The 21,074-nt window shown below is 75.2% G+C and carries 2 protein-coding genes; both read left to right on the top strand.

All coding sequences use genetic code 11. The features are described from left to right. Positions 1-18: 18 nt before the first annotated feature. Entirely contained in the window at positions 19-5,001 is a 4,983-nt protein-coding gene (locus tag HYE82_RS00560) for a type I polyketide synthase (RefSeq protein WP_179171878.1), read from the top strand. 264 nt (positions 5,002-5,265) lie between these two features. Further along, positions 5,266-21,024: a type I polyketide synthase gene (locus tag HYE82_RS00555; RefSeq protein WP_179171877.1), complete on the top strand. Its 15,759-nt coding sequence runs from the start codon at positions 5,266-5,268 to the stop codon at positions 21,022-21,024. Positions 21,025-21,074 lie beyond the last annotated feature (50 nt).

The raw sequence follows: 21,074 nt of genomic DNA, 5'->3' as shown, positions 1-21,074 counted from the left end.
CGAATAGGTGAAGCGCCAGTGGCGAACGAAGCAAAGCTCCGCGAATACCTCAAGAAGGTCACGACGGATCTCGACGAGGCGTACGGACGCCTGCGGGACATCGAAAGCCAGGCCCACGAGCCGATCGCCATCACGGCAATGGGCTGCCGCTTCCCCGGAGGCGTACGAACCCCCGAGGAACTGTGGGACCTGCTCGCCTCCGGCGGCGACGCCCTCACCGAATTCCCCACCGACCGGGGCTGGGACCTGGACCACCTGTTCTCGGACGACCCCGACGAGCAGGGCACCTCCACCACCCGCGAGGGCGGCTTCCTCGGCGGCGCCTGCGCGTTCGACGCCGACTTCTTCGGGATCTCCCCGCGCGAGGCCATGGCCATGGACCCGCAGCAGCGGCTGCTGCTGGAGACCTCCTGGGAGGCGTTCGAACGGGCCGGCATCGACCCGAACAGCCTCCGCGGCAGCCAGTGCGGCGTGTTCGTCGGCATGAACGGCTCGGACTACCTGACCCCGCTGCTGGAAGCGGCCGACGACTACGCGGGCCACCTCGGCACCGGCAACGCCTCCAGCGTCCTGTCCGGCCGGCTCTCCTACGCCTTCGGCCTCGAAGGCCCGGCCGTCACCGTCGACACCGCCTGCTCGGCCTCGCTCGTCGCCCTCCACCTGGCCGTGCAGGCGCTCCGGGCGGGAGAGTGCACCCTGGCCGTCGCCGGCGGCGTGCACGTGATGTCCACCCCCGGCCTCTTCGTCGAGTTCAGCAAGCAGCGCGGACTGTCCGCGGACGGCCGGTGCAAGGCGTTCGCGGCCGGAGCCGACGGCTTCGGCCCCGCCGAGGGCGTGGGCGTGCTGCTGCTGGAGCGGCTCTCCGACGCACGGAGGAACGGCCGCCCCGTACTGGCCGTGGTCCGAGGCTCGGCCGTCAACCAGGACGGCGCGAGCAATGGCCTGACCGCCCCGAACGGTCCGTCGCAGCAGCGCGTCATCCGGCAGGCCCTCGCCAACGCCCGGCTCTCCGCCGACCAGGTCGACGCGGTCGAGGCCCACGGCACGGGTACGTCGCTCGGTGACCCGATCGAGGCGCAGGCGCTGCTCGCGACGTACGGCCAGGACCGCCCGGCGGACCTGCCGCTGCTGCTCGGGTCGGTCAAGTCCAACATCGGGCACACCCAGGCCGCCGCCGGTGTCGCCGGTGTGATGAAGATGGTGCTGGCCATGCAGCACGGCGTGCTGCCGCAGAGCCTGCACATCGAAGAGCCGTCCCCGCACGTGGACTGGGAGGCCGGCGCCGTCGCCCTGCTCACGGAGCGGACGCCGTGGCCCGAGACGGCGCATCCGCGCCGCGCGGGTGTGTCGGCGTTCGGCTTCAGCGGCACGAACGCGCACGTGATCGTGGAACAGGCGCCGGAAGCGGAGGCGGAGGCCCCGGAGACGGAGCCCCGCTCGGCGATGCCCGTGGTGCCGTGGGTGCTGTCGGGCAAGAGCGCGGCCGCACTGCGGGCGCAGGCGGAGCGGCTGTCGGACTGGGCGGCCGGTGCGCCTTCGGTGGACCCGGTGGACGTGGGCTGGTCGCTGGCGTCGACCCGGGCCGGCCTGGAGCACCGGGCCGTGGTGCTGGGCGACCACGCTGCCGGTGTTGCCGCGGTGGCGTCGGGCGGGCTGGCTGCGGGTGTGGTGACCGGGTCCGTGGTCGGTGGGAAGACCGTGTTCGTGTTCCCGGGGCAGGGTTCGCAGTGGGTGGGCATGGCCGAGGCGCTGCTGGAGTCCTCTCCTGTGTTTGCTGCCCGGGTGGATGAGTGTGCGAAGGCGCTGGAGCCCTTCACCGACTGGTCGTTGGTGGACGTGCTCCGGGGCGCCGACGGCGCGCCCTCGCTCGACCGCGTCGACGTGGTGCAGCCGGCCCTGTTCGCGGTGATGGTGTCTCTGGCCGACGTCTGGCGCGCCGCGGGTGTGCGGCCCGGCGCCGTGATCGGCCACTCCCAGGGCGAGATCGCCGCCGCGTGTGTGGCGGGGATCCTGTCCCTGGAGGATGCGGCGCGGGTGGTGGCTCTGCGGAGTCAGGCGATCGGGCGGGTGCTGGCCGGTTTGGGCGGCATGGTGTCGGTGCCGCTGCCGGCCGGTGAGGTGCGGGAGCGGATTGCGGCGTGGGGTGAGGAGCGGATCTCCGTTGCCGCCGCCAACGGGCCGTCGTCGGTGGTGGTGTCGGGTGAGGTCCGGGCCCTGGACGAGTTCCTGGCCGCCTGCGAGGCCGACGGTGTGCGGGCCAAGCGGATCGCGGTGGACTACGCCTCGCACTCCGCGCAGGTCGACCTGCTGCGCGAGGAGCTCGCGGAGCTGCTGGCGCCGATCGAGCCCCGGGCCGCCGAGGTTCCCTTCCTGTCCACCGTCACCGGTGAGTGGGTCAAGGGTCCGGAACTGGACGCGGGGTACTGGTTCCGCAACCTGCGGCAGACGGTGGAGCTGGAGAACGCCACCCGTGCCCTTCTGGACCAGGGCTTCGGCGTGTTCGTCGAGTCCAGCCCGCACCCGGTGCTGACCGTCGGCATGCAGGAGACGGTGGAGGACTCCGGCCGTGAGGCCGCTGTCCTCGGTTCCCTGCGCCGCAACGAGGGCGGCCTGGAGCGGTTCTGGCTGTCGCTCGCCGAGGCCTGGGTCCGCGGTGTGGCGGTCGACTGGGACGCGGTGTACGCGGGCACGGGCGCCCAGCGTACGGAGCTGCCCACCTACGCCTTCCAGTCCCGGCGGTACTGGCCGGAGGCGGCCCCCGCCGAACCGGAGGGGCTGCAGGCGGAGAGCGCGGCCGACGCCCGCTTCTGGGACGCCGTCGAACGCGAGGACATCACGGCCCTGGCCGAAGCCCTCGCCTTCGACACCCCCGACGCGATCCGGTCGCTCGGTTCGGTCCTGCCCGGCCTCTCCTCCTGGCGGCGGCAGAGCCGTGAGGAGTCCACGGTCGACGGCTGGCGCTACCGCATCACCTGGAAGGCCCTCGCCGACACCACCGCCACCCGGCTGTCCGGGACCTGGCTGGTCGTCGTGCCCGAGGCACTGTCCGGTCCGGCCGGGGACACGGCCGCCGCCGTCCTGCGCACCCTCGCCGACCGCGGCGCCGAGGTCCGCACCCTCACCGTGGCGGCCGACGCGGCCGACCGGGGCACGCTCACCGCCGCCATCGAGGCCGCCGAGGACGCGGCGACCGCCCCGAACGGGGTCCTCTCCCTCCTCGCCCTCGGCGACGGCAACCACTTCGGGGCCGGACTCGCGCTGTCCCAGGCCCTCGGGGACGCCGACGTCACCGCACCCCTGTGGTGCGTCACCCGCGGCGCGGTCGCCGCCGGACGCTCCGACCGGGTCGACGACCCGGAGCAGGCCCTCCACTGGGGTCTGGGACGCGTCGCCTCCATGGAGCAGGGCGGCCGCTGGGGCGGCCTGGTCGACCTGCCCCCGCAGGCCGACGACCGGTCCCTGGAACGGCTCGTCGGGGTCCTGGCCGGAGACGGCGCCGAGGACCAGGTCGCCGTACGGCCCTCCGGGCTCCTCGTACGACGCCTCGTCCGCGCCCGCCTCGACGGAACTCCGCCGGTACGGGACTGGCGCCCCGGCGGCACGACCCTCGTGACCGGCGGTACGGGCGCGCTCGGCGCGCACGTGGCCCGCTGGCTCGCCGCGAACGGCGCCGAGCACCTCGTCCTCGCCGGCCGCCGCGGCCCCGACGCCCCCGGCGCCGCCGAACTGCGCGAGGAACTCACCGCACTCGGCGCCGAGGTGACGATCGCCGCCTGCGACGTCAGCGACCGCGACGCCCTCGCCGAACTCCTCGCGGCCGTCCCCGCGGACCGGCCGCTCACCGCGGTGTTCCATGCCGCCGCGGCCGTCGACGACGGGGTCATCGAGACGCTCACCCCCGAGCAGGTGGCCGCCGTCCTGCGGGTCAAGGTCGACGCGACCCGGCACCTGCACGAGCTGACCCGCGACCTCGGCCTCGACCTGTCCGCGTTCGTCCTCTTCTCCTCCTTCGCCGCCACCTTCGGCGCCCCCGGACAGGGCAACCAGGCACCAGGCAACGCCTTCCTCGACGCCTTCGCCGAGTACCGGCGGGCCGTCGGCCTGCCCGCCACCTCCCTCGCCTGGGGCCCCTGGGGCAGCGCGGACCCGGACGACAGCGCCGCCGGCGACCGGATGCGCCGCCACGGCATCCTCGCCATGCGGCCCGAGCAGACCCTGGCCTCGCTCCGGCACGCCCTGGACCGCGACGAGACCACCCTGACCGTGGCCGACATGGACTGGAAGCGGTTCACGCTCGCCTTCACCGCCGACCGGGCCCGGCCGCTGCTCCTGGACCTCCCCGAAGCCCGGCGGGTCATCGAGAGCGCGGAGCGGGAGTCCGCCGAGGACCTGACCGGGGGAGTACCGATCGGCCGGCAGCTCGCCGGACTGCCCGGGGTCGAGCAGGAACGCCTCCTGCTCGACCTGGTGCGCACGGCCGTCGCCGCCGTCCTCGGACACGCCGACCTGACGGCCGTCGAAGCCGGCCGCGCCTTCAAGGAGCTCGGCTTCGACTCCCTCACCTCCGTCGAACTGCGCAACCGCCTCGGCGCGGTCAGCGGGCTGAAGCTGCCGGCCAGCCTGGTCTTCGACCACCCCACCCCGGCCGCCGTCGCCGCCTTCCTGCGTGCCGGGATCGTGCCCGATGCGGTGGCCGGAGGGGCCCCGCTGCTGGAGGAACTCGACCGGCTGGAGTCCGTCCTCGAACAGGGCACCGCCGACAACGTCGTACGGGCCCGGGTGACCATGCGGCTCCAGGCACTGCTGGCCAAGTGGAACGCAGGCGACGACCCGGCCGCGGCCGCCCGACACACCGGCACGGCCGCCGCGGACGGCTCCGCGCCCGGCCTCGGCGGCACGGAAGACGACCCGGACGCCGGCCCCGACGGCGTCGAGCACCTCCAGGACGCGACCGACGAGGAGCTGTTCGCCTTTATCAACAAGGGCCTCGGCCGTTATTGACGGCCTGCCGATTATTGGTGAAGATGGCCAGCCCCCCGCGTAATCGACGGTAATACGTCCGGGGGTCGCTGCCCCCTGCGCACTCCGGCTCCCTGGGGTGCGTAGGGGGCAGTTAGGGGTTGTCGGGGAGATTGAGCGGCAAATAGCCTGCCGCCGAGCAATCGCTTCGCTCGCTATGCGAAGCTCCGCATTTCCGATGTCAATTCTCGGCTCTGCGCTCAGTCTTTCCGATGCCGTCTGCTGCAAATTGGGTGGTTGCGTTACATGGCGAACGAACAAACGCTGCGGGACTACCTGAAGCTGGTCACAGCGGATCTGCACCAGACGCGTCAGAGGCTCCGCGACGTCGAGGCGAAGAACCAGGACCCCATCGCCATCGTCGGCATGGGCTGCCGCTACCCGGGCGGCGCGACCTCGCCCGAAGGCCTGTGGCAGCTGGTCGTGGACGAGGCCGACGCCATCACCGGGTTCCCCGCCGAGCGCGGCTGGGACATGGACACCGTCTACCACCCGGACCCCGAGAACCCCGGCACCAGCTACGCGGACCAGGGCGGCTTCGTCCGGGACTTCGCCCGCTTCGACCCGTCGCTCTTCGGGATCTCCCCCCGCGAGGCCCTCGCCATGGACCCGCAGCAGCGGCTCCTCCTGGAAACCTCGTGGGAGGCGTTCGAGCGCGCCGGCATCGACCCGACGTCGATGCGCGGCAAGCAGGTCGGCGTGTTCGTCGGCACCAGCAGCCACGACTACCTGACCGCGCTGCTGAGCTCATCGGAGAACGTGGAGGGCTACCTCGGCACCGGCAACGCGGCGAGCGTCGCCTCGGGCCGCCTGTCGTACACCTTCGGCCTCGAAGGCCCGGCCGTCACCGTCGACACGGCCTGCTCCTCCTCCCTCGTCGCCCTGCACCTGGCCGTGCAGGCGCTGCGCAACGGCGAATGCTCGCTCGCCCTCGCCGGCGGCGCCACCCTGATGGCGGCGCCCGGCACCTTCATCGACTACAGCAAGCAGCGCGGCCTCGCCGTCGACGGCCGCTGCAAGGCGTTCTCGCCGGACGCCGACGGCTTCAGCCTCGCCGAAGGCGTCGGCATCCTCCTCGTCGAGCGGCTCTCCGACGCCCGCCGCAAGGGCCACCACGTCCTCGCCGTCATCCGCGGCACCGCCGTCAACCAGGACGGCGCCAGCAACGGCCTGACCGCCCCCAACGGGCCCTCCCAGCAGCGGGTCATCCTCCAGGCGCTGTCCAACGCCCGGCTCACCCCCGACCAGGTCGACGCCGTCGAGGCGCACGGTACGGGAACCGGACTCGGCGACCCCATCGAAGCCCAGGCGATCATCGCCACGTACGGCCAGGACCGGCCCGACGGCCGCCCGCTGTGGCTCGGCTCGCTGAAGACCAACATCGGCCACGCACAGGCCGCCGCCGGCGTCGCCGGCGTCATCAAGAGCGTCATGGCGATGCGGCACGGCGTGCTGCCGCGCACCCTGCACGTGTCCGAGCCCACCCCGCACGTCGACTGGACGGCGGGCGAGGTGGCCCTGCTCACCGAGGCACGGCCCTGGCCGCGGCACGACGGGCCCCGCCGGATCGGCGTCTCGTCCTTCGGCATGAGCGGCACCAACGCCCACGTCATCCTGGAGAGCGGCGACGAGCCCGCAGCGGAGGAACAGGCCGCCGACGGCCTGCCCGCGGCCGCCGAGCCGACCGCCGAGCCGACCGCCGAGCCTGCCGTCTGGCCCGTCGTCCTGTCCGGCAAGACCCAGGCCGCTCTGCGCGCCCAGGCGGCAGCCCTCCACGCCCACCTCACCGATCGGCCCGGGCTCCGTATCGGCGACGTCGCCTCCGCGCAGGCGCTCACCCGCGCCGCCCTCGACCGCCGTGCCGCGGTCATCGCGGACGACCGCGACGGACTCCTCGCCGGGCTCGCCGCCCTCGCCGAGGGCCGGCCGTCGGCCGACGTGGTCGAAGGGAGCGCCACGGAAGGCAAACTGGCGTTCCTGTTCACCGGACAGGGCAGCCAGCGGCTGGGGATGGGCCGGGAACTGTACGACACCCACCCGGTCTTCGCCGCCGCGCTGGACGCGGTGTGCGAGCGGCTCGACCCGCTCCTCGAACTTCCGCTGAAGGAAGTGCTGTTCGGGACGGACGCAGAGCTGCTGAACCGCACCGGCCACACCCAGCCCGCGCTGTTCGCGGTCGAGGTCGCGCTGTACCGGCTCGTGGAGAGCTGGGGTCTGCGCCCCGACTTCCTGGCCGGGCACTCCATCGGCGAGATCGCCGCCGCCCATGTGGCCGGCGTGTTCTCCCTGGACGACGCGTGCACGCTGGTCGCAGCCCGCGGCCGGCTGATGCAGGAACTGCCCGCCGGCGGTGCGATGATCGCGGTCGAGGCGTCGGAGGACGAGGTCCTCCCGCTCCTCACCGACCGCGTCGGCATCGCCGCCGTCAACGGCCCCCGGTCGGTCGTAGTCGCCGGCGACGAGGACGCGGCCGCCGCCCTCGCGTCCGGTTTCGAGGCACAGGGCCGCAAGACCAAGCGCCTGACGGTCAGCCACGCCTTCCACTCGCCGCACATGGACGGCATGCTCGACGCCTTCCGCCGGGTGGCGGAGGGGATCGCGTACGAGGTGCCGCGCATCCCCGTCGTGTCCTGCCTGACCGGCGCCCTCGCCGGCGGCGACATGGCCTCTGCCGGCTTCTGGGTGCGGCACGTCCGCGAGGCCGTCCGCTTCCTCGACGCCGTCCGCTGGCTGGAGAGCCGCGGCGTCACCGCGTACGTCGAACTCGGCCCCGGAGGCGTCCTCTCCGCCCTCGGCCAGGACTGCCAGACCGCCACCGGCCCCCGCGCCGCCGCCTTCCTGCCCGCCCTGCGCGCCGACCGCCCCGAGGCCCGGACCCTCGCCGCCGCCGTCGCGGGCGCCCACGTCCGCGGGCTCTCCCCCGACTGGGCCGCCCGCTTCGCGGGCACCGGCACCCGTCGCGTCGAGCTGCCCACGTACGCCTTCCAGCGCGAGCTGTACTGGCCCCGCGACCCCTTCACCGACTTCACCGAACCTGCCGACGGCCGCGAACTCGGCGCCACCGACGCCCGGTTCTGGGAGGCCGTCGACAGCGAGGACCTCGCCGCGCTCGCCGACACCCTCGGCGTCGCCGGAGACGAGCCGCTCAGCAGTGTGCTGCCCGCCCTCTCCGCCTGGCACCGCCGCCACCGCGACCGCGACACCGTCGGCGGCTGGCGCTACCGGATCACCTGGAAGCCGCTCACCGACACCGAGCCCGCGCCCCCGGCCGGCCACTGGCTCCTCGCCGTGCCCGCCGGCCACGCCGACGCCCCCTGGGCCGTCGCCGCCGCCGGAGCCCTGGCAGCCCGCGGCGTCACCGTCAGCACTCTCACCGTCGACACGACGGCCGACGACCGGGCCGCCCTCGCCCACCGGATCCGTGAGACCCCGGCCGGGACGGACACCCCCGCCGGAGTGCTCTCCCTGCTCGCCCTCGACGAGCAGCCGCATCCCGAGGACCCGGCCCTGACCGCCGGCCTCGCCGCCACCCTCGCCCTCGTCCAGGCCCTCGGCGACGCCGACGTCGACGCCCCGCTCTGGGCCGCCACCCAGGGGGCGGTGTCCACCGGCCGCTCCGACCGCCTCACCGGAACCGCCCAGGCCGCCGTCTGGGGCTTCGGACGCACCGCCGCGCTCGAACTCCCCGCCCGCTGGGGCGGCCTCGTCGACCTGCCCCCGGCCCCCGACGAGCGCTCCGCCGCCCGTCTCGCGGACGTCCTGGGCGGCATCGGCACCGAGGACCACCTCGCCGTCCGCTCCACCGGCGTCTTCGCCCGCAGGCTGGTCCGCGCCCCCCGGGAGCAGGATCCCGCCACCGAGTGGACCGCCTCCGGCACCGCCCTGATCACCGGCGGCACCGGCGCCCTCGGCGGCCACGTGGCCCGCTGGCTCGCCCGCAACGGCGCCGAGCACCTGCTCCTCGTCAGCCGGCGCGGCCCCGAGGCCGACGGCGCGGCCGAACTCGCCGCCGGACTCCGCGACCTGGGCGCCCGGGTCACCCTCGCGGCCTGCGACGCCGCCGACCGCGACGCCGTCGCCGAGCTGCTCGCCGGCATTCCGGCCGACCTGCCGCTGACCACCGTCGTCCACGCCGCCGGTGTCCTCGACGACGGTGTCCTCGACGCCCAGACCCCGCGCCGCCTGGCCGGAGTCCTCCGCCCCAAGGCGCACGCGGCCGACGTCCTGCACGAGCTGACCCGCGACCTGGACCTGTCCGCGTTCGTCCTGTTCTCCTCCGTCGCCGCCGCCTTCGGCGCCGCCGGACAGGCCAACTACGCCGCCGCCAACGCCTCCCTGGACGCCCTCGCCGAACAGCGCCGCGCCGAGGGCCTGCCCGCCACCGTCATCTCCTGGGGTGCCTGGGCCGAGGGCGGCATGGCCACCGACGAGGCCGTCGCCGACCGTCTGCGGGCCGCCGGACTCCCGGCGCTCGCCCCCGAACTCGCCCTGTCGGCACTGCACACGGCGCTCTCCCTCGACGAGACCGCGTCCGTCGTCGCGGACATCGACTGGGACCGGCTGGCACCCGGCCTCACCGCCGTACGCCCCTGCCCGCTGATCACCGACCTCCCCGAGGCCGTACACGCCCTGGCCTCGGCCGGCGCCCCGGACGCCGGGGCGGCAGACGCCCCGGCGGACTCCCTCGCCCGGCAGCTCGACCGGGCCCCGGCCGGCGAACGCGACGCGCTAGCCCTGGAGTTCGTCCGCACCCAGATCGCCGCCGTCCTCGGCTACCCGGGCCCGGCCTCCGTCGACCCGGCCATCGCCTTCCGCGACCTCGGCTTCGACTCCCTCACCGCCGTCGAGATCCGCAACCTCCTCACCGCCCGGACCGGCCTGCGCCTGCCCGCCACCCTGATCTTCGACTACCCCAACTCCCTCGCCCTGGCCGCCTTCCTGCAGGGCGAACTCCTCGGCGGCGCGTACCCGGACGGGGCCGTCGCCGACGCGGCGCACGGCCCCGTCGCCGCCACCGACGACGACCCCATTGCCATCGTCGCCATGAGCTGCCGCTTCCCCGGCGGGGTGGACACCCCCGAGCAGCTGTGGGAACTGCTCGTGGGCGGCCGCGACGCGATCTCCGGCTTCCCCGCCGACCGCGGCTGGGACCTGGAGGGGCTGTACGACCCGGAGTCCCTCACCGAGAACACCACCTACGTCCGCGAGGGCGGCTTCCTCGCCGACGCCACCGGGTTCGACCCCGCCTTCTTCGGGATCTCCCCGCGCGAGGCCCTCGCCATGGACCCGCAGCAGCGGCTCCTCCTGGAAACCTCGTGGGAGGTCTTCGAACGGGCCGGTATCGACCCCGCCACCGTGCGCGGCGAGCGGATCGGCGTCTTCACCGGCACCAACGGCCAGGACTACCTCGACGTCATCCTCGCCGCCCCCGACGGCACCGAGGGCTTCCTCGGCACCGGCAACGCGGCGAGCGTCGTCTCCGGACGCGTCAGCTACGTCCTGGGCCTGGAGGGCCCGGCCGTCACCGTCGACACCGCCTGCTCGTCCTCGCTGGTCGCCCTGCACTGGGCGATCCAGGCGCTTCGGGCCGGCGAGTGCACCATGGCCCTGGCGGGCGGTGTGACCGTCATGTCCACGCCCGCCTCCTTCATCGACTTCAGCCGCCAGCGCGGCCTCGCCGCCGACGGCCGGATCAAGGCCTTCGCGGCCGCGGCCGACGGCACCGGCTGGGGCGAAGGCCTCGGCATGCTCCTCGTCGAGCGGCTGTCCGACGCCCGCCGCAACGGCCACCCGGTCCTCGCCCTGGTCCGCGGCTCGGCCGTCAACCAGGACGGCGCCAGCAACGGCCTCACCGCCCCGAACGGGCCCTCGCAGCAGCGCGTCATCCGCCAGGCCCTGGCCGGCGCCGGCCTGTCCGCCACCGACGTGGACGCCGTCGAGGCCCACGGCACGGGCACCCGGCTCGGCGACCCCATCGAGGCCCAGGCCCTGCTCGCAACCTACGGCCAGGACCGCCCCGAAGGGCAGCCCCTGCTCCTCGGCTCCATCAAGTCGAACCTCGGGCACACCCAGGCCGCGGCCGGCGTGGCCGGCGTGATGAAGATGGTCCTCGCCATGCAGCACGGCGTGCTGCCGCAGACCCTGCACGTGGACGAGCCCACCCCGCACGTCGACTGGACGGCGGGCGACGTCACCCTGCTGACCGAAGCCGTGGACTGGCCCGAGACCGGCCGCCCGCGCCGGGCCGGCATCTCCTCCTTCGGCATCAGCGGCACCAACGCCCACACCATCGTCGAGCAGGCCCCGGACGCCGTACCGGCGGCCGGACCGGCCCCTGAGCCGGCTGACGTACCGGCCCCCGCACCGGCCGACGTACCGCTGCCGTGGGTCCTGTCGGCCCGGACCCGGGACGCTCTGCGCGACCAGGCCCGCGGGCTGCACACCCACGCCGTCCGGCACCCCGAACTGCGCCCCGCCGACCTCGGCCTCTCCCTGGCCGTCGGCCGGTCCGCGTTCGAGCACCGCGCCGCCGTGGTCGCCGCGGACCGCGACTCGCTGCTCGCCGCACTGGAAACGCTGGCGGAGGGCGGCTCGGCCGCCGCCCTCGTCGAGGGCACGCCGGTCGCGGGCAAGACCGCCTTCCTGTTCACCGGGCAGGGCAGCCAGCGCCTCGGCATGGGGCGCGAGCTGTACGACACCCACCCGGTGTTCGCGGACGCGCTGGACGCGATCTGCGCCCGCATGGACGCCCACCTCGAACTCCCCCTGAAGAACCTCCTGTTCGGGTCGGACGCCGGGCTGCTGGACCGGACCGAGTTCACCCAGCCGGCCCTGTTCGCCGTCGAGGTCGCGCTGTACCGGCTGGTCGAGTCGTGGGGCCTGAAGCCGGACTTCGTGGCCGGGCACTCCATCGGCGAGATCGCCGCCGCCCATGTGGCCGGCGTGTTCTCCCTGGACGACGCGTGTGCCCTGGTCGCGGCCCGCGGCCGGCTGATGCAGGAACTGCCCGCCGGCGGCGTGATGATCGCGGTGCAGGCATCGGAAGAAGAGGTCCTCCCGCTGCTGACCGAGGAGCGGATCAGCATCGCCGCCGTCAACGGCCCGCAGTCGGTGGTCATCGCCGGTGACGAGGACGCGGCGGTCGCCGTCGCGTCCGGTTTCGAGGCGCAGGGCCGCAAGACCAAGCGGCTGACCGTCAGCCACGCCTTCCACTCGCCGCACATGGACGACATGCTCGACGCCTTCCGCCGGGTGGCCGAAGGCCTCACGTACGAGGCCCCGCGCGTCCCGGTCGTGTCGAACCTGACCGGTGCCCCGGTCACCGACGAGATGGGCTCCGCCGAGTTCTGGGTGCGGCACGTCCGGGAAGCCGTCCGCTTCCTCGACGGCGTACGCGCCCTGGAGGCGGCCGGTGTGACCGCGTACGTCGAGCTCGGGCCGGACGGGGTGCTGTCCGCCCTCGCCCAGGAGTGCGTGACCGAGGACGCCGTCTTCATACCCGTGCTCCGCAAGGGCCGCGACGAGGCCGAGGCGCTCGCCGCCGCCCTCGCCCGGGCCCACGTCCACGGCATCCGCGTCGACTGGCAGGCGTACTTCGCCGCCGTCGGCACCGGCGCCCGACGCGTCGGCCTGCCCACCTACCCCTTCCAGCGGCAGCGCTACTGGCCCGCGGTCTCCTCCGCGCTCTACCTCGGCGACGTCGAGGCGATCGGCCTCGACGACACCGCCCACCCGCTGCTCACCGCCGGCGTCGCACTCCCCGACTCCGACGGCATGGTCTTCGCCGGGCGCCTCGCCCTCTCCACCCACCCCTGGCTGGCCGATCACGCCATCCTCGGCAGCGTCCTGCTGCCCGGCACCGCCTTCGTGGAGCTCGCGACCCGCGCCGGCGACCAGCTCGGCTGCGACCACCTGGAGGAGCTGACCCTCGAAGCGCCCCTGGTGCTGCCCGAGCGCGGCGGCGTCCGGCTGCGCGTCTGGGTCGGAGCCGCCGATGCGGCCGGTCGACGGCCGTGCGCCCTGCACTCGCGGGCCGATGGCCTGGCCGCCGAGGAGCCCTGGACCCGGCACGCCACCGGTTTCCTCGCCGAGGCCGCCCGCCCCTCCGCCGACTTCGACCTGACCGCCTGGCCCCCGGCCGGCGCCGCCGAGCTGCCGCTCGACGGCCGCTACGAGGCGCTCGACGCCATCGGCTTCGCCTACGGCCCTGTCTTCCGCGGCCTGCGCACCGCCTGGCAGCTGGACGGCGCCGTGTACGCCGAGGTCCGGCTGCCCGAGGGCACCGAGGACCAGGCCGGACGGTTCGGCCTGCACCCCGCGCTGCTCGACGCCGCCCTGCACGCCATCGGCCTCGACGGCATCGGCGCCGACGACGGCCGGGGCCGACTGCCCTTCGCCTGGAGCGGGGTCTCGTTGTACGCGGGCGGGGCGGGCGCACTGCGCGTCCGCCTCACCCCGGCCGGCGCCGAAAGCGTCCGGCTGGAGATCGCCGACGCCACCGGCGCCCCGGTCGCGCTCGTCGAGTCGCTCGGCCTGCGCCCGGTCACCGCCGACCAGCTGCGCGCCGCCCGTACCGCCTACCACGAGTCCGTGTTCCGCCAGCAGTGGACCGAACCCACCGGCCTCGCCGCCCCGGACCCGGCCCCCACGGCCCGGTACGCCGTCCTCGGCGCAGCGCACCCGGTGTGCCCCGCGGACGCCGAACAGTACGCGGACCTGGCGGCACTGGCCGCCGCGGTCGAGGCGGGGGCACCCGTACCGGACGAGGTGTTCCACGTCCTCGCGCCGACGCCCGAGCCCCTCACCGCCGAGGCCGTGCACACGGCGGCACACGACGCCCTCGCCCTCGCCCAGGAGTGGCTCGCGGACGAGCGGTTCGCCGCCGCCCGGCTGGTCTGCGTCACCCGCGGCGCGGTCGCCGCAGCACCCCGCGAGGACGTGACCGACCTCGCCGCCGCCACCGTCTGGGGCCTGCTGCGCTCGGCGCAGACCGAGAACCCGGGCCGGATCGCCCTCGTCGACGCCGACGTCGACACCGACGCGGAGACCGGTGGCGCGTACGCGCTGCGGGCCGCCCTCGGCTCCGACGAGGAGCGGTTCGCGGTGCGCGAAGGCGTCGTGCTCGTCCCGCGTCTCGCCCGCGTCGAAACCGGGGAGCAGCAGCAGGTGCAGGAGCAGGACGGCGCCGATGACCGTGCCCCGGCCTTCGGCCCGGACGGCACGGTCCTGATCACCGGAGCCACCGGCGCGCTGGGCGGGCTGATCGCCCGCCACCTGGCCACCGCCCACGGGGTACGCCGCCTGCTGCTCGTCGGCCGGCGCGGCGCCGACGCGCCCGGTGCGGCCGAACTGACCGCCGAGCTGGCCGAGTCGGGCGCCACCGCCACCTGGGCGGCCTGTGACGTCGCCGACCGGGACGCCCTGGCCGCCCTGCTCGCCGGCATCCCGGCCGAGCACCCGCTCACCGCGGTCGTCCACACCGCCGGCGTCCTCGACGACGGCATCCTCTCCTCGCTGACGCCCGACCGGCTGTCGGCGGTGCTGCGCCCCAAGGTGGACGCGGCCTGGAACCTGCACGAGCTGACCCGGGACCTGGCCCCCGAGCTGTCCGCGTTCGTGCTCTTCTCCTCCACCTCCGGCCTGTTCGGCGGCCCAGGCCAGGGCAACTACGCCGCGGCCAACTCCTTCCTCGACTCCCTCGCCCAGCACCGCCGGGCGAGGGGCCTTCCGGCCGCCGCGCTCGCCTGGGGCCTGTGGTCCGTCGCCGACGGCATGGCGGGCTCCCTGGACGCCGCCGACGTCAACCGGATGCGCCGGGCCGGACTGCCCCCGCTCACGGCCGCCGACGGCCTGGAGCTGTTCGACACCGCCGTCTCCCTCGACGAGGCGGCCGTGGCCCTGATGCGCGTGGACACCGACGCCCTGCGCCCGCAGGCCGCCGCGGGCACCATCGCCCCGCTGCTCCGCGGCCTCGTACGGGGCGTTGCGCGCCGGTCCGCGGCTGCCGCGGCCGTCGCCGCCGGCGGCGAATCCGAGCTGCGGGCCCGGCTGGCCGGGATGACCGCCGCCGAGCAGGACCGCGCCCTGCTGGACCTGGTCCGTACGCAGGTCGCGGCAGTGCTCGGCCACGCCGGCCCGGCAGCCGTCGAGTCGGGGCGGGCCTTCAAGGAGCTGGGCTTCGACTCGCTCACCGCCGTGGAGCTCCGCAACCGGCTGAACGCGGCCACCGCCCTGCGCCTGCCCGCCACCCTCATCTTCGACTACCCGGACCCGACCGTCCTGGCCCGCCACCTGCGCACCGAGCTGATCGGCGACACCGAGCCGGGCACCGGCACCGGCACCGGCGCCGCCGGGTCCGCGGCCCCCGCGGACACGGTGGCCGCGGCCGACGACGAGCCCATCGCGATCGTCGCGATGAGCTGCCGCTACCCGGGTGACGTCCGGACCCCCGAGGAGCTGTGGGAGCTGCTGGCCGCCGGCGAGGACGGCATCACCCGCCTCCCCGAGAACCGCGGCTGGGACACCGAGGCCCTCTACCACCCCGACCCCGAGCACCCCGGCACCTCGTACGCCCGCGAGGGCGGCTTCCTGCACGACGCCGCCGAGTTCGACGCCGCCTTCTTCGGGATCTCCCCGCGCGAGGCCCTCGCCATGGACCCGCAGCAGCGGCTCCTCCTGGAGACCACCTGGGAGGTCTTCGAACGGGCCGGCATCGCCCCGTCCTCGGTGCGCGGCACCCGTACGGGCGTCTTCGCCGGCGTCATGTACCACGACTACGGCGCCCGCCTGCACGCCGTGCCGGACGGAGTCGAGGGCTACCTCGGCACCGGCAGCTCCAGCAGCATCGTCTCCGGCCGTGTCGCCTACACCTTCGGGCTGGAGGGCCCGGCCGTCACCGTCGACACCGCCTGCTCCTCCTCGCTGGTCGCCCTGCACCTCGCGGCGCAGGCCCTGCGCAGCGGCGAATGCGCGCTGGCCCTGGCCGGCGGTGTCACCGTGATGTTCACACCGGGCACCTTCATCGAGTTCAGCCGCCAGCGCGGCCTCGCCGCCGACGGCCGCTGCAAGTCCTTCGCGGCCGCCGCCGACGGCACCGGCTGGGGCGAGGGCGCGGGCATGCTCCTGCTGGAGCGGCTCTCCGACGCCCGCCGCAACGGCCACCAGGTGCTGGCCGTGCTCCGCGGCTCCGCCGTGAACCAGGACGGCGCCAGCAACGGTCTCACCGCCCCCAACGGCCCCTCGCAGCAGCGCGTCATCCGTCAGGCCCTCGCCAGTGCCCGCCTGACGGCCGCCGAGGTCGACGTGGTCGAGGCCCACGGCACGGGCACCACCCTCGGCGACCCGATCGAGGCCCAGGCCCTCCTCGCCACCTACGGCCGCGAACACAGCGACGACCGGCCGCTGCTGCTCGGCTCCGTGAAGTCCAACCTCGGGCACACCCAGGCCGCCGCCGGTGTGGCCGGCGTCATCAAGATGGTCATGGCGATGCGCCACGGTGTGGTCCCGAAGACCCTGCACGTGGACGAGCCGACCCCGCACGTCGACTGGTCGGCGGGCGCCGTGTCCCTGATCACCGAGCAGGTCGCCTGGCCCGAGACCGGCCGCCCGCGGCGCGCCGGTGTCTCCTCCTTCGGCATAGGCGGCACCAACGCCCACGCCATCATCGAGGAGGCCCCGCAGCCGGCCGCGGAGCAGCAGCCGGCCGCCGAGCCGGTGCAGGATGCGGACACGGAGCAGGGTGGGGAAACGGAGCAGGGTGGGGAGGCCGCCCCGGCGGCGTTCCCGCCCGTGGTCCTGTCCGCCCGCGGCGAGGACGCCCTGCGTGCCCAGGCCCGCCGCCTCCACACCCGCCTCCACACCGACACCGGCCTGCGCACCGCCGACCTCGCCCTGTCCCTGGCGGCCGGCCGCTCCGCCCTGGAGCAGCGCGCCGCGCTCGTCGCCACGGACCGCGACGGGCTGCTCCGCGGCCTGGACGCACTGGCCCGCGGCGAGGACACCCCCGGACTGGTCCGGGGGACCGCCCGCGAGAACCAGACGGCCTTCCTGTTCACCGGACAGGGAAGCCAGCGCCTCGGCATGGGGCGTGAGCTGTACGACGCCCACCCCGCCTTCGCGGACGCCCTGGACGAGGTGTGCGCCGAGCTCGACCGGCACCTCGAACTCCACCTGAAGGACGTGCTGTTCGGATCCGACGCCGCCCTCCTGGACCGGACCGGGTACACCCAGCCGGCGCTGTTCGCCGTCGAGGTGGCCCTGTTCCGGCTGCTGGACGGCTGGGGCCTGCGCCCCGACGTCCTCGCCGGCCACTCCATCGGCGAGATCACCGCCGCGCACGTCGCCGGGGTCCTGTCCCTCCAGGACGCCGCCGAACTGGTCGCCGCCCGAGGCCGGCTGATGCAGGCGCTCCCGGCCGGCGGCGTGATGATCGCCGTACAGGCGGCCGAGGACGAGGTCCTGCCGCTGATGACCGACCGGGTGAGCATCGCCGCCGTCAACGGCCCGCAGTCGGTGGTCGTCGCCGGCGACGAGGACGCAGCAACCGCCATCGCGGACACCTTCGAGGCGCAGGGCCGCAAGACCAAGCGGCTGATCGTCAGCCACGCCTTCCACTCCCCGCACATGGACGGCATGCTGGCCGACTTCCGCAAGGTCGCCGAGGGCCTCGTCTACGGGGCCCCGCGCATCCCCGTCGTCTCCCTCCTCACCGGCGCCCTCGTCACCGACGAGATGGCCTCCGCCGACTTCTGGGTCCGGCACGTCCGCGAGGCCGTCCGCTTCTCCGACGGCATCCGCGCCCTGGAGGCGGCCGGGGTGACGGCGTACGTCGAACTCGGCCCCGACGGCACCCTCTCCGCGCTCGCCCAGGACTGCCTGGCCGACGACAGCACCGAGCCCGCCGCCCTGTGCGTGCCCGTGCTGCGCAAGGACCGTCCCGAGGGCGAGGCGCTCACCTCGGCCCTCGCCCGGGCCCACGTCCACGGCGTCTCCGTCGACTGGCCGGCGTACTTCGCCGGCACCGGCGCCCGCACCGTCGACCTGCCGACGTACCCCTTCCAGCGCAAGCGCTACTGGCTCGACGTGGGCGTGTCCGTCGAGGACGTGCTGGCCGCCGGCCTCGACATCCCCGACCACCCGCTGCTCGGCGCCGCCGTCCCGCTGCCCGCCTCCGACGGCCTGGTCCTCACCGGACGCCTGGCCCTGACCACCCACCCCTGGCTGGCCGACCACACGGTCATGGACACCGTCGTGCTGCCCGGCACCGCCTTCGTCGAACTCGCCCTGCGCGCCGGCGCCGAAGTCGGCTGCGACACCCTCGACGAGCTGGCCATCGAGGCTCCGCTCACCCTCGCCGACCAAGGGGCCGTGCAGCTCCAGCTCGCCGTCGACGCCGCCGACGAGGCGGGCCGCCGCACCCTGGCCCTCCACGCGCGGCCGGCCGACGCCCCGGCGGAGGAGCCGTGGACCCGGCACGCCACCGGCGTGCTCACCCCGGCCGCCCCGCAGCGTGCCGTCGACCTGGCCGAGTGGCCGCCGGCCGGCGCCGAACCGGTCCCCACCGACGGCTTCTACCCGGCCGCGGCCGCGGCCGGCCTCGGCTACGGGCCGGTGTTCCAGGGGCTGCGCGCCGCCTGGCGGCGCGACGGCGAACTGTTCGCCGAGGTCGCGCTCGACGAGGCGTACGAGAACGACGCCGCCGGCTACGGCATGCACCCCGCCCTTCTCGACGCGGCCCTCCAGGCCATCGGCCTCGGCGCCCCCGGCAGCACCGACAGCTCCGACAGCGGTACGGAGCCCGCAGAAGGGGCCCGGCTGCCGTTCGCCTGGACCGGCGTCCGGCTGTACGCAGCCGGCGCGGCCGCCCTGCGGGTCCGGATCACCCCCGGCGCGTCCGGCGGCCTGGCCCTCGACGTCGCCGACACCACCGGCGCCCCGGTGGCCTCCGTCGACTCGCTGATCCTGCGGCCCGTCTCCGCGGACGCACTCGGCGGTGCCGACCGGACCGCACACCACGAGTCCCTGTTCGGCGTCGAATGGACCAGGCTGCCGCTGACCGCCGGCCCGGTCCCGGCCGGTGAACGCTGGGCCGTACTCGGCGAGGACCGGGCGGATCTCCGTATCGGCGGCGCACCGCTCGACGCCCACCCGAACCTCGCCGCCCTGCGCGAGCAGCTCGCCGCGGGCGCCCCCGCACCGGACGTCGTGATCGTCCCGCTGTACGGCACCGCCACCGCCGCCGGCCGGGCCACCGCCGCCCGGACGGCCGCGCACCACGCGCTCGCCCTGGTGCAGGAGTGGCTGGCCGAGGAGCGGCTCGACGCCTCCCGGCTGGTCCTGCTCACCCGCGGCACGGTGGCCGCCGTACCGGGCGACCACGTCACCGACCTGGCCCACGCCCCGGTGTGGGGCCTGGTGCGGTCGGCGCAGTCGGAGAACCCCGGCCGCTTCGTCCTCGCCGACACCGACGGCACCGACGCCTCCCTCGGCGCCCTGGCCGCCGCCCTCGCCGGGGACGAGCCGCAGCTCGCCCTGCGGGCGGGCGAGGCGTACGCCTTCCGCCTCCGCCGCATCGCACGCACCGATACCGATACCGACGCCGGCACCAACGCCGACACCGCTGCCGCGCCGGACCCGGTCCGGCCCGCGCTCGACACCGCCGGCACGGTCCTCGTCACCGGCGCCACCGGCACCCTCGGCCGGCTCTTCGCCCGCCACCTCGCGGAAGCCCACGGCGTACGGAACCTGCTGCTGCTCAGCCGCCGCGGCCACGCGGCACCCGGCGCGGCCGATCTCACCGGCGAGCTGACCGCGCTCGGCGCCGCGGTGACGTGGGCGGCGTGCGACGCCGCCGACCGGGAGGCCCTGGCCGCCGTCCTGGCCGCCGTACCGGCCGAGCGGCCGCTGACCGCGGTCGTCCACACGGCCGGCGTCCTGGACGACGGCATCATCGACTCGCTCACCCCCGAGCGCCTCGACACGGTCCTGCGGCCCAAGGTCGACGCGGCCTGGAACCTGCACGAGCTGACCGAGGGCCACCGGCTCTCCGCGTTCGTCCTGTTCTCCTCGGTCGCCGGCTCCTTCGGCGCCCCCGGCCAGGGCAACTACGCCGCCGCCAACGCCTTCCTGGACGCCCTCGCCCAGCACCGGACCGCCCGCGGCCTGGCCGCGAGCTCCCTCGCCTGGGGTCTGTGGGCCACCGCGGACGGCATGGCCGGTGCCCTCGACGAGGCCGACCTGACGCGCATGGCCCGCGCCGGTGTCACCGGGCTCGCCCCCGAGGAGGGCCTGGCCCTCTTCGACACCTCCCGCACCCTGGACGACGCCGTCCTCGTCCCGATGCACCTCGAACCGGCCGTCCTGCGCGCCCAGGCCGCCGACGGCACCCTGCCGCCGCTGCTGCGCGGACTCGTCCGCACCCCCGCGCGCCGGGCCGCCGCCCCCGCGGCCCGGGCCGCCGCCCGGCCCGCCGCCGAACCGGCCGGCTCCCTGACGGAGCGGCTGGCGGCCCTGCCGGCCGCCGAACGGCAGCAGGCGCTCGACGAGCTGGTCCGCGGCCAGGTCGCCGCGGTACTCGGCCACGGCACGGCCGACGACGTCGACGCCGCCCGCGGCTTCCTCGACCTCGGCTTCGACTCCCTCACCGCCGTCGACCTCCGCAACCGGCTCACCGCCGCCTCCGGGCTGCGACTGCCCGTCACGCTGATCTTCGACTACCCGTCACCGGCGGCCCTCGCCGCGTACATCGGGGAGCGCATCGGCCGGGGCGGCGACCGCGGCGGCCGCCCGTCCGTCCACACCGAACTCGACAAGCTCGAAGCCCTCCTCTCGGCGGTCGCCCCCGACGACGCCGACCGCGCCGGCATCACCGCCCGGCTGCGAGACCTCCTGGCGAAGTGGAATGACACGCACAGTGCACCGGACAGCGCCGCCGACGAGCGGGACATCCAGGACGCCACGGCCGACGAGCTCTTCGACCTCCTCGACGACGAACTCGGCCTGTCCTGACCACCACCACGACCGGCACGGAACGGCCGTGACCGCTCCGACGACCTTGA

This window comes from Streptomyces sp. BR123 (assembly GCF_013401435.1).
Classification (GTDB): domain Bacteria; phylum Actinomycetota; class Actinomycetes; order Streptomycetales; family Streptomycetaceae; genus Streptomyces.
The sequence above is the reverse complement of the archived record's forward strand: the minus strand, read 5'-3'. Positions and strand labels throughout refer to the sequence as shown.